The organism is Sphingobacterium deserti, assembly GCF_000757725.1.
Classification (GTDB): domain Bacteria; phylum Bacteroidota; class Bacteroidia; order Sphingobacteriales; family Sphingobacteriaceae; genus Sphingobacterium; species Sphingobacterium deserti.
In genome coordinates, this window is the sequence record NZ_JJMU01000035.1 from 34,315 (window position 1) to 45,663 (window position 11,349).

The 11,349-nt window shown below is 43.0% G+C and carries 10 protein-coding genes; 1 reads left to right on the top strand and 9 read right to left on the bottom strand.

Annotated elements, in window-relative coordinates; all coding sequences use genetic code 11:
- The first annotated feature begins 40 nt into the window (after positions 1 to 40).
- Positions 41 to 1,225, top strand: coding sequence for a class I SAM-dependent rRNA methyltransferase (locus DI53_RS11660; protein WP_037499488.1), 1,185 nt, complete (start codon positions 41 to 43; stop codon positions 1,223 to 1,225).
- Here the strand turns inward: DI53_RS11660 and DI53_RS11665 are convergent.
- The 9 genes from DI53_RS11665 to DI53_RS11705 all read right to left on the bottom strand — a co-directional run bounded on the left by DI53_RS11665 (position 1,222) and on the right by DI53_RS11705 (position 10,461).
- Positions 1,222 to 3,519, bottom strand: coding sequence for a hypothetical protein (locus tag DI53_RS11665; RefSeq protein ID WP_037499491.1), 2,298 nt, complete (start codon positions 3,517 to 3,519; stop codon positions 1,222 to 1,224). The two genes, DI53_RS11660 and DI53_RS11665, sit on opposite strands and share 4 nt — an antisense overlap.
- Positions 3,476 to 4,471: a hypothetical protein gene (locus DI53_RS11670; protein WP_037499494.1), complete on the bottom strand. Its 996-nt coding sequence runs from the start codon at positions 4,469 to 4,471 to the stop codon at positions 3,476 to 3,478. Before DI53_RS11670 ends, DI53_RS11665 begins: the two co-directional genes overlap by 44 nt.
- 109 nt (positions 4,472 to 4,580) lie before the next feature.
- A complete protein-coding gene (locus DI53_RS11675) occupies positions 4,581 to 5,336 on the bottom strand; it encodes an SGNH/GDSL hydrolase family protein (protein WP_037499496.1) in 756 nt (251 codons plus the stop codon).
- A gap of 39 nt (positions 5,337 to 5,375) precedes the next feature.
- Positions 5,376 to 6,563: an aspartate aminotransferase family protein gene (locus DI53_RS11680; RefSeq protein ID WP_037499499.1), complete on the bottom strand. Its 1,188-nt coding sequence runs from the start codon at positions 6,561 to 6,563 to the stop codon at positions 5,376 to 5,378.
- Between the two features lie 127 nt (positions 6,564 to 6,690).
- Complete coding sequence (locus DI53_RS11685; RefSeq protein ID WP_131555244.1) at positions 6,691 to 7,131, bottom strand: hypothetical protein; 441 nt, start codon at positions 7,129 to 7,131, stop codon at positions 6,691 to 6,693.
- Positions 7,131 to 7,970: a hypothetical protein gene (locus DI53_RS11690; protein WP_037499505.1), complete on the bottom strand. Its 840-nt coding sequence runs from the start codon at positions 7,968 to 7,970 to the stop codon at positions 7,131 to 7,133. Before DI53_RS11690 ends, DI53_RS11685 begins: the two co-directional genes overlap by 1 nt.
- Positions 7,971 to 8,004: 34 nt before the next feature.
- On the bottom strand, positions 8,005 to 8,550 hold the full coding sequence (locus tag DI53_RS11695) for an RNA polymerase sigma factor (protein WP_037499508.1): 546 nt from the start codon (positions 8,548 to 8,550) through the stop codon (positions 8,005 to 8,007).
- 15 nt (positions 8,551 to 8,565) lie between these two features.
- Positions 8,566 to 9,519, bottom strand: coding sequence for a transketolase family protein (locus DI53_RS11700; RefSeq protein WP_037499511.1), 954 nt, complete (start codon positions 9,517 to 9,519; stop codon positions 8,566 to 8,568).
- A gap of 93 nt (positions 9,520 to 9,612) precedes the next feature.
- Entirely contained in the window at positions 9,613 to 10,461 is an 849-nt protein-coding gene (locus tag DI53_RS11705) for a transketolase (RefSeq protein WP_037499514.1), read from the bottom strand.
- Positions 10,462 to 11,349: the final 888 nt, after the last annotated feature.

An 11,349-nucleotide genomic window follows, 5' to 3' on the forward strand; every position in this document is an offset into this window, starting at 1 on the left:
TTTGATGTAACTACAGAAGTTTAACTTTACTTTTGTAGCCATGACTAAAATCACCCTTCACCAGGGAAAAGATAAGGCTGCTTGGCAGCTGCATCCTTGGGTGTTCTCCGGAGCAATAGCAAAAATGGATAATAAACCTGCAAACGGAACCGTTGTGCGAGTTTTTAATGCCGCTGATGAATTTATTGCGTTTGGCGTATACAACGCGTTTTCTCGGGTTGCGGTTCGTTTATTGGAGTGGAATCCTGAGCGAACCGTTGATGGCGACTGGTGGCGAGACCGTCTCAAACGGTCGATAGGCCTACGCAAGCATTTATTAACGGCAGATAACACCACTGTTAGACTTGTTTTTGCTGAAGCTGATTTTTTGCCGGGCCTTATCGTAGATAAATACGGGGATTTCATATCGATTCAAGTGCATTCCTCTGGCGCTGAGCTCGTAAAAGCAACTATCGTTGATGAACTTGTTGCTCAGCTTGATCCGCGGGGCATCTATGAACGCAGTGATCTCAAGTCGCGGGAGCATGAAGGACTTCCAGATGCTAATGGATTGCTATATGGTGAAACACCACCTGAATTTGTCGATGTGGTCGAAAACGGCATCCAGTATAAGATTAATATTGTTGAAGGACAAAAGTCAGGATTCTATTGTGACCAGCGCGATAATAGATGGCTCACCGCACAGTATGCTAAGGGGAAGCGCGTGCTTGATTGTTTCTGCTATTCCGGCGGATTTACATTAAATGCTTTTAAGCAAGGAGCTGCAGAGGTGGTTTCCGTTGATAGCTCGGCGCTGGCTATGGAAACGTTGAAACGTAACGTAGTAAACAACGGGTTTGATGGCGATAAGCATATTTCGGTACAGTCGGATGTGAACAAATATCTGCGTAAGCTTGGTGAGGATGGTGAAAGGTTTGATATCATTGTGTTGGATCCGCCTAAATATGCTCCATCTCGTTCTGCGCTGGATAAAGCTTCGCGAGCTTATAAGGATTTAAATCGAAGAGGATTAATGTTGTTAGAAAGTGGAGGGTTACTGGCTACATTCTCCTGCTCTGGTGCTATGGATATCGACACCTTTAAGCAGGTCATTGCATGGGCTGCTCTGGATGCAGGAAAGGAAATCCAGTTTATTCGGCAATTTATACAACCGGAAGATCACCCGGTGCGTGCCTCTTTCCCAGAAGGAGAATATTTAAAAGGTTTGCTAGTAAGAGTCGTTTAGTTACGACCCTTACTATCCTCCTGTGCTATATAGGAACGGAAATATCCGCATTCACGTATGACTTCTTGATAATACTTGGTATCGGAATACTCGTTCTTTAATGTCTTGAATCCTGCCCAGGCTTTAAACATGGTTTGCGTAGGATCCGCCCAGTAGTAGTCTTCCCTTGATAAATAATTACTCGTATAAAATTCATTTCTATCGACCTTAGCTAATAAATAGGTTACCTTCGCGCGCTGTTCCTTGTTTTGCGCTGCTTTCAGTGCCATTTCGTAATATTTTCTAGCATTGCTCATCCCTAGAATATAGGGCTGGTTTTTAGTGCCGATATAGTTTCCATATTCCCCTATAATCGTGTTGTAGTAGAACACCCTTGCATTACCAAAATAGGAGCTGTTGTAGTAGGCATTTCCCAAAAGTAGGGCGTTGGTGTACACGTCAATACCTTGGTCAATGTTTTTTCTTAACTCGCCAACTTTTACCAGGAAATCAAGTTTTGTGTATTTGACTTTTTGAGGAGCTGCATGGTCACAATCATTGCAATCCTTAATTTTTCCGTTGAACGGATTTCCGCGCAACTCGGCTGCTTGATAGTAAATGCCGTCATATCCACGATCTATACGTGCCTCCTGTGGCGTAGCACGCTTCATAAGATCGATAGCCTCCTCGATGTGCTGCTGATAATATGCGTAGATGGAACGGCTTTCATAGATATCACTCAGGCTATAAGGGTATAAATCTGAAGCCAATTTGTTCCAGCCATTTTTAGGTTCCTGCAATAGGAATTTCTCCATAGCAGCCCCTTGCTCGCTATTGTCAAAAAAGCCAGGTTCACTATTCCAGAGTTCAGCCATCAGGCTATTATTGTCTTTGTTATAGATAGATGATAGGGCAGTCTTTATCCAATTGGCTGCATAATCATGTCGGAAGGTTAGTACGAGAGCCGAGTCTTGCGGTACTTCTTGATATAACCATACGAGCTCTGGTAATAGCTGTTCCTCATCCTTTGTTTGAATAGTCTTTAATTGCGCAACCTCATTCAGGATCTTGAAAAGTCTGATTTGTGCCATCATGAGTGGTTTCCCTTTGCTATATTTTTCGGCCTTCACGAAAGTTTGTTTGGAAAGCTCATGTTCATTAATAAACATATTGACATAGCCATAGGCAAGATAAACCAGGGCTGGATTGTGCAACTTCTTTGGTTGTTTCAATATCTCCGCTAACCAGCTTAGCGTTTTACGATCGATCTTGCTACCATCCCAAGGATAAGTTGACGATTGCAGGTTATAGTATTCATTTACCGTCGATTCTTGTTCGTTTACCCAGCGGGTCAATAAAAAGTCTAAATGTGGACTATTGGGTTGAAGCGCATATATCTTTGCCATCGCTGTCGCTGCGTCGTGGTAGTAGCCGTTCATGGCCCACACACTTGCTTTTACTTGCTTCTCTTCGATCTGTTGCAATGTCAATTCCAGCGAATCAGCCGAAAGCGGGCGGAAATTGTAAAGCGCCTCGTGTCTTTTGTCTGATGCATTATTAAACAGTAGTGCAAAAAGCGCATTAGACTTTTCATACCTTTCCTGTTGGTAGTAGGCGCCTGCTACGTAACCTACGGCACGGTAGTACAAACCATTTTTAGGTTGCGCAGAAGATGTCGCTTCGAAGAAAGGGATGACGCTTGCACGATCCGGGCCGTAGAACTTCGCTTTGAGCACTTGAAACCACATCCTATTTTTAAAAAATGTATCTTTTTTTTCTATTTTATTATAAAAGTCCTCTACCTCATCGACCAAAGAAGCAGCAGTTTGAACGACAATCCGATCTTCGTAATCCCAAGAAGAAAATGTATTGGTGGACGAGATTTCTATAGCCTTTGCGAAGTGCAAGAAAGTGATGAATTTTTTTCCTTTTTCATCAGCTAACCACGGGTGTTTTGCTACTGGATTATCCAACTGATTGTACAGGCTTTCGATATCGCTTTTAGCGGAGTCGTTTAAAAGGTAGAAAGCAAGATCAGATTTTTTAGGTTTGTCCCTGAGGTATGCCTGCCACTCGGTCACAATATCTTCATTGTACTTTTCAATATACTCCAGCTGGGTATAGTCGTAAAACTTCTCTTCAGGCGCATAAAAAAAGGGTTTGTAAGAGTCGTCTGTAAATGCTTCTGGTGTAAAGGATGATACGTATGAATAACCCCACCAACCATCAGCGCATCCATAGACATACACGCTGGTAGCAAGCGCAAATAGACTAGCGAAAGAGACGAGCAGTCTTTTGAAAAATTTCCTTTTCATAGTGGTTGACATTTGTGGAGTCTAAGTCGTAAAAAATGATTTCATCCGGTTTTTCTCTTAGATGCTGCCCTAGATCTGTCGCCATCTCCAGTAACGTTTCGGCGCTAACATTCTCAAGTTTAATTTCATCATCAGCAGCAAATAGTTGACCAAAATAAACACCTTCCCGTAATATTTTGAATTTTCCATTCTCCGATTGTTTCAAATCGGAATGGTTGTATACATCAGCCTCTTGCAATTTGTTTAAAAGATTGATTACTTTTCCTTGCCGGAGATGGATGCCCCATGAAAATATGGGCAGTGCAACTTTTAGTTTTAACGGATATTTGCCGAGGCGTTTAATGTAAGTTGCAGCGGTCTGTCTATCATAGATGGAATTTGTTTGGTTGGCAGATATCGTACCCATATTGTAATACATGAGCACGCCGTAGTCTACATCTGGAATGCCGGTTTTCTCGAAATATTTTACTTGGTGCAAACGTATCGTACACGACAAGCGCCAAGGGCGCTGCTGCCTCAAGGCATGCAGCAGTTCAAAGAAATTAGCTTTACTTCCTAAACTCCAATCGCAATCCAGCTGTAGCTCTTCGGTTTCTATGCCATAATGCGCATTAATTTGTTCCAAGTAAGCGACAATTCGTTGTGCCAGAGCCGGAATGTCTATGCTTTTGCTCAGTACCACTTCGTTCTTGATGTAGACGACCGGTATAATATGTTGTTTTGGGATTGTCTTAAATAGGACGGCACTGATAGGGAAGGGCTGTCCGTTCTGCAGGCCTACATCAAAGTAACGGACATACAATCGCGAGCTACTGTTGAGCTGCAACGTGCTTTCCTCTCGATCCCCGAGTTGAACGGTGGTTTTCCAATAGTAAAACGATACCGCAGGAGGGTCGGCGGGGCTTGCGCAGCAGCAAAAAAAGACAACCAGTATTATCCAGCCTATTTTCATATAGCGACAAAACTAGCTATTTTATGTTGGAAGCCTGCGTTTTCTAAGATCAAGAATGTATTTGTTGCAGCAGCTTTGGAAAAACTGCTGCTGAAATTTTCTTGATAGGCTATTTGATCAGATCGAGCCAAGCTTGCGCCATTAGGTTTGCACCGGCTAAAGATGTATGCACGCCATCGGTGGTCCAGTAGTTGCCACTGCCACGGCTTGCAGCTTTATCGAATACAGTTTGGTAAGGCAAATAGATAGCATTAAACTCTTTAGCAATCTCTCTAGCTGCTTGTTGATAACCCAAAAAGTCAGGATACCAATCGTCCTTCACATGCTTTACGCCTTTCACACCAAAGGGTTCACCGATAATCAGTTTTACATTGGGTAAGGCTTTTAACGTGCTTTCCAACAACTGTTGGTACTGTTCTTTATATTGTGCCGGGCTATTTTTTGCTCCACTATCTTTTGTTCTCCAAAAATCGTTGACACCAATCAATATGCTTAATATCGTCGGTTTTAGTTCCAAAGCGTCTTTGTCCCAACGTTTAATCAGGTCTGGAACTCTATTACCGCTGATGCCACGGTTGTATACTTTGATATTCTTGTCCGCAAACTTGTTGAGTAAGGTGCCTCCGGCAATCATGGCATAGCCAGAACCAAATGCATTGGTTTCATTTGGTTGAAGGTTTTCCTTGTTGCGACCAGCGTCTGTAATGGAATCGCCCTGAAATAATATGATGTCGTTCTGTTGTATGCTTATTTTGCCAGCGGGCTTTTGAATTGCAACGTCGGCCGCCAGTAGGGTATTCGCTCCCATTGTCGCAGCCCCCAGCGACAGCAAGCTTTTCGTTAAAAATTTTCTTCTTGATTCCATAGGTTTACAGGTATTATATGTGTTCTAAAATTAGCTCTTTTAACAGAACTTTTCAATGCCATCAAGAATAATTTTACAAGCCTTTTCGATTTCTTCCGATGTTATCGTGAGGGGCGGGGCAATACGCAAAGCCGTTTCGCAATGCAGATACCAGTCTATCATAAGACCTTCGCTTGCACAATAGTTACTTACCGCATAAACCTGTTCAAAGGTTTCCAATTGCAGGCACATCATCAGCCCCAAGCCTCTGATCTCTTTGATCTTTGCTGTATTGAGGAGCCTTCGAAATAACGCCGCTTTGGTAGCTACCGTATTCAGCAGTTGTTCATCTTGGATAACTTGAAGCGACGCTCGTGCAGCGGCGCAGCTTACCGGGTGGCCCCCAAATGTCGTGATATGCCCAAGCATAGGATTGTCTTTGATGACATCCATAATTTCTTTTCTGGCGACAAAAGCACCGAGCGGCATGCCGCCGCCTATGCCTTTCGCTAACATCAGGATATCCGGCACAACATCAAAGTGCTCGAAGGCAAACATCTTGCCCGTTCTGCCAAAGCCAGTCTGTATCTCATCAAAGATCAGTAGGGCACCTGTCTCATCACATTTCGCGCGCAGCGCATGCATAAAAGCTTGGTCTGGCACCCGTACGCCTGCTTCTCCCTGAATAGTTTCTATGATGACGGATGCGGTTTCCTGGGTTATTTTATCGAGCGAAGTGCTGTCGTTAAAGCGTATAAAATCTATTTCCGGGAGTAAGGGGGCGTAAGCATTGCGGTATTCATCATTGCCAATAAGGCTTAGTGCACCTTGCGTGCTGCCGTGGTAAGCTTGTTCAGCAGCGAGAATCTGTCGTCGGCCAGTGAATTTTTTGGCGATTTTCATCGATCCTTCTACCGCTTCCGCTCCGCTATTGGTGAAGTAAACCGAGGCAAAGCTCGTCGGTAGTACCTCCAATAATTTGGTAGCAAACTGTACTTGGGGGGCTTGTACAAATTCACCATATACCGTGACATGTAAGTATTTATCGAGTTGATCTTGTATTGCCGCTAATACTTTTGGATGTCTATGGCCGATGTTGCTTACGTTGAATCCCGATACCAGATCCATGTAACGCTGGCCTTGCGGACCATACAGATAAATGCCTTCTGCTTTCTCCACCTCAACCAATCGAGGTGAGTTAGACGTTTGCGCTGTGTTTTGCAGGAAAAGTTCTCTATTGCTAATCATTATGTATCTCGAAAGGGGCAAAAATAACTATAATCTTTTTAGAAACGTGGTTCGGTATATGTTGAAGATGACTATACCAGAAAAGACGGCCGTCCATAAATAAAAAAGAAGCTAAATCTTAGCTTCTCTATCTATTCCGTCGTTGGAGTTCTTTATATAATAACTCTCGGAAGTTTTGCTCTATCTCGAAAAACTCAATGGCTCTCGAGCTTCCAATTACTTCAGAAAACTTTTTCCGATATTCTTTTTTTACCTCCAGTTCCTTCGCATCATAAGACAATACGTCACGCTTTCCGGAACCATTAAGCGCACTAGCGCCGCGTGGGGCGTTGGTAGCCACGCTAGTCTTTTCGGATTTCAATGTCCACATTTCCTTGTTGTACTGATTATATATCGGGAAAAAACGTTGCGCTTCCGATTGCGTGAGGTTCAATTCCTTTGTAATATAAGCGATCTTTTCATTTTCAATCGCCTCAAAGCGTTTTGAATCCCTCGGCTGCGCATTGGTACACAAAGCGCCCGAAAGCATAAAACCTAGCGTGAATAGTAAATGTCTGAAACGTAACATTATAACATGTAATTTAAGTAGTCTTCGATATCATTTTCTTTAATCTTGCTGCACACACCCTCTGATTCGATAGTTTCTACAGGTTGAGATATGTATTCCATGATATAGACCAGGTCATCGCTGCTGTTAGACGTGGAAAGATAGTTGATAATCTCATCTTCAGGAATCGATGCAAGATGCGTTTCCGTAGCGTTAACTTGGCCGTGATCCATCACCGCATTGTAAGATGCAGTTCCCAAAACTGCAGCTACACAGGCTGCAGCGGCATATTGAATCCAACGTTGAGGATTCAAGCGACGTACAGGCTTATTTTCGTTGCCACTGACTGGCGATGTATCTTTCGCTTTCGCTACAATAGTTGCTGTAAGTTTTTCAAAATACAATGGAGGTGTCGTATAGCCATCGGTTTGCGCAACCTGATGTAAATCTTTTTCGAAGATATTCGCTTGTATCCGATCAGCTAAAGCGTCAAAGTAACCTGTAGGGACGGTGAAACTTTCATTCGTGTGATCTATGGATTCAATCATGATGCGCGACTGAATGGTATCTTGAAGAGTCTCAAAATATCCGCTTGGAGTGCTCCAAGATTGGGCTTCTTCGTCCGGATTTGCTAAGGCTACCTGAGCGGTAATGCTATACTTCAATTCGTCGAAGTAGTTGTTTGGCACAGAAAAAGACTGTATCTCTGGAGGCACTTTTCCTTTAAGGCCGATCTGTGCGCTGAGCTTCGAAGTTAGCTCGTCAAAATAGCCTGTAGGAACTGAAAAAGGACTTACACGTAAAGATTCGGGTAGATTTAAGCCTTCCATTCCATCATGATATGTGTTATTTTCCTTCATAGTCTATTTTTAGATTTGGTATCCACCCGAAGGTTTAATCGTTCGAAGAAAAAAAGTTCTCTATCTTTTTTACAGCGAGATGGTATGATGCTTTTAAGGCTCCCACACTGGTTCCGAGGATTTCTGATATCTCATCATATTTCAGGTCTTCGAAATATTTCATGTTAAATACCAAGCGTTGCTTTTCTGGTAGCGTCAATAATGCCTGTTGCAGTTTCATCTGTGCTTTGTCGCCATTAAAGTAGCTGCCATCGGCAAGAGTATCTGCTAAATAAGCAGAGCTGTCGTCATCCAACGACAGGCTCTGCTTTTGTTTTTTCTTGTTTAGAAAAGTGATGCATTCATTCGTCGCAATACGGTATAGCCACGTGTAGAGTTGTGAATCTTCTCTAAATTTTTCGAGATTACGCCATACTTTAATGAATACATCTTGTACCACATCATCCGCATCGTCGTGGTCAATCACCATTCGGCGGACATGCCAATATATTTTTTGTTGGTATTTTTGAAGTAAATAGCCAAACGCCTCCTCGCGTGTGCGTTCATCAGCAAATTTTGATATGATTAGGGCGTCTTCCATTTATCGTTAAAAATATTATTTTCTAGCAATTACTTTACGAGCAGCAGCAACGATAGATTTGGCATTCAAGCCATATTTTTCCATAAGTTGCGCAGGGGTTCCAGATTCGCCAAAGCTGTCATTAACAGCGACAAACTCTTGTGGACTAGGTTTCTTTGTAGCCAATAACTGTGCCACGCTATCTCCCAAACCACCTAAACGGTTGTGCTCTTCTGCAGTTACGACACAGCCTGTCTTCGTCACTGATTTAAGAACAGCGTCTTCGTCCAAAGGTTTGATCGTATGGATATTGATAATCTCCGCATTGATACCTAGTTTTTCCAGCTCTTCGCCTGCTTGGATGGCTTCCCATACAAGGTGGCCGGTGGCGATGATTGTCACATCAGTACCTTCGTTGAGCATTACGGCTTTGCCAATTTCGAAAGTCTGGTCAGCAGGAGTAAAGTTAGGAACCACGGGGCGCCCAAAGCGTAGATAAACTGGGCCTTCATAGTTTGCAATGGCCATTGTCGCTGCTTTAGTTTGGTTGAAGTCACAAGGATTGATCACTGTCATGCCCGGAAGCATTTTCATTAATCCGATGTCTTCCAATATTTGGTGCGTAGCGCCGTCTTCGCCCAACGTTAGACCGGCATGGGATGCACAAATTTTTACATTCTTATCCGAATATGCGATAGATTGGCGAATCTGATCGTAAACGCGGCCTGTAGAGAAATTCGCAAAGGTGCCTGTGAATGGAATTTTACCACCAATAGTTAGGCCTGCTGCGATACCCATCATGTTTGCCTCAGCGATACCGATCTGGAAAAAACGCTCAGGAAACGCTTTGATGAAGTCGTTCATTTTTAGTGACCCGATGAGGTCAGCACATAAAGCTACCACGTTTTCGTTCTGCTTTCCGGCTTCCAGTAATCCTGCGCCGAAGCCTGAACGTGTATCTTTTGATTCTGTGTATGTGTATTTTTTCATTATTTTTTAGCATTGTGGCGCACATCGATCGATCAATCGCATTTGCTTTGAAAAGGAATGCGTACTTCCGATATGCAGAAATCTTATATCTGATTAATAATCTCCGATGGTTCTTGTCAATTGATTGAGCGCTAGTTCAAGCTGCTCATCATTTGGCGCTACACCATGCCATTTGTGAGATCCCATCATGTAATCAACGCCATTACCCATTTCGGTATGCAACAAAATAACAATAGGCTTGCCTTGTCCGGTGCGCGATTTTGCTTCATCGATTCCTTGAATGACAGATGCCATGTCGTTTCCTTTTTCAACTTCCAATACATCCCAACCGAAAGCTTCCCATTTTGCACGAAGGTTTCCTAGTGATAGTACTTGCTCTGTTGATCCGTCGATTTGTGCACCATTGTAATCAACCGCGGCAATCAGGTTGTCGATCTTATTGTGTGGTGCATACATAGCTGCTTCCCAAACTTGACCTTCCTGCAATTCACCATCACCCATAAGCACGTAAATTAAACTATCATCTTTGTTTAATTTTTTGGCTTGTGCAGCACCAATGGCAACAGACAAACCTTGACCCAATGATCCTGAAGCAATGCGGATGCCAGGTAGGTGCTCGTGCGTAGTAGGATGTCCTTGAAGGCGCGAATCAATTTTTCTAAATGTGCTTAGTTCGCTAACCGGGAAATAACCGGCACGCGCTAAAGTACTGTAGAAAACCGGCGAAATGTGACCGTTAGACAAGAAGAATAGATCTTCATTGACACCATTCATGTTAAAGCTTGGATCGTGTTTCATAGCATGGAAGTAAAGAGCTACGAAGTAGTCTGTACAACCGAGCGAGCCTCCGGGGTGACCAGATTGACAAGCATGCACCATACGAACGATGTCGCGTCTTACCTGTGAAGCGACCTGTTCAAGTTTGTTGATATCTGCACTCATTTTAAAAATATGATATTTCGATTTATTTTGCTGGTAAAGTTAATGATTTTTAATGGAGTGGGCGTTAAAAAGTCAAAAGTGAGAAGTCAAAAGTGAGAAGTGAGAAGTCAAAATTCAAAAGTGAAAAGTTAAAAGTCAGAAGTGAGAAGTGAAAAGTTAAAAGTGAGAAGTTAAAAAATGGGGCACTACGGATTACCCACTACCAATTCCATTCCATAACCTTTCCGTCCTTCGCCAGGACAGGGCAATACTTTTGTAGGGTATTGTAGTTTCCAAACGGATTGTCCTTCGCTCAAACCTTTCCGCCGCATGCCGCGGCAAGGCAAATACTTTTGAAGGGCAAAAGTATTCAAAACCCCGTCGCTTGAAACCTTTGCAGGGAGGGTTTGTGCAAGGGCAAATGATTACATATTGCAAAGCTTTCGAGGCGACATTTCGTTTAATAATGGTTAGAAGCGATAAAATAAAGAATATCTGAACTTCTCGCACTACTTGATACGCATTACGTAATACTCCTTCAAATGCGACATTTCGTTTAATTAAGGACGGTGCATTGTAGTATCTTCTTCTAATTTCTCACTACGCTCTACGCAATACACTGTACTAATCGCTTTCGAGGCGACATTTCGTTTAATAATGACCCCTGCAATCACTTATCAACCAAAACTTTTCTATATACTGAGTATTATATACTACAATCTATTTTAGCTCGCTATCACTTCGTTAGCCGAAAGATTGCCGCGCCATTGTTCCTCTGGCTCGCAAGGACGTTCACTTTTGTCGAACTTACTATCTCAATTCGCACTACTCATTACTCACTACCAATCAATCGGAAGACCAGCCGTATCTTTTCGAAACCAGATAACGGCATTCTACGTTTCATCAAGC

Excerpts from the sequence above, each read along its gene's own strand:
- DI53_RS11660 (WP_037499488.1), top strand. The coding sequence starts at position 41 with ATGACTAAAATCACCCTTCACCAGGGAAAAGATAAGGCTGCTTGGCAG.
- DI53_RS11665 (WP_037499491.1), bottom strand. The coding sequence starts at position 3,519 with ATGAAAAGGAAATTTTTCAAAAGACTGCTCGTCTCTTTCGCTAGTCTA.
- DI53_RS11670 (WP_037499494.1), bottom strand. The coding sequence starts at position 4,471 with ATGAAAATAGGCTGGATAATACTGGTTGTCTTTTTTTGCTGCTGCGCA.
- DI53_RS11675 (WP_037499496.1), bottom strand. The coding sequence starts at position 5,336 with ATGGAATCAAGAAGAAAATTTTTAACGAAAAGCTTGCTGTCGCTGGGG.
- DI53_RS11680 (WP_037499499.1), bottom strand. The coding sequence starts at position 6,563 with ATGATTAGCAATAGAGAACTTTTCCTGCAAAACACAGCGCAAACGTCT.
- DI53_RS11685 (WP_131555244.1), bottom strand. The coding sequence starts at position 7,131 with ATGTTACGTTTCAGACATTTACTATTCACGCTAGGTTTTATGCTTTCG.
- DI53_RS11690 (WP_037499505.1), bottom strand. The coding sequence starts at position 7,970 with ATGAAGGAAAATAACACATATCATGATGGAATGGAAGGCTTAAATCTA.
- DI53_RS11695 (WP_037499508.1), bottom strand. The coding sequence starts at position 8,550 with ATGGAAGACGCCCTAATCATATCAAAATTTGCTGATGAACGCACACGC.
- DI53_RS11700 (WP_037499511.1), bottom strand. The coding sequence starts at position 9,519 with ATGAAAAAATACACATACACAGAATCAAAAGATACACGTTCAGGCTTC.
- DI53_RS11705 (WP_037499514.1), bottom strand. The coding sequence starts at position 10,461 with ATGAGTGCAGATATCAACAAACTTGAACAGGTCGCTTCACAGGTAAGA.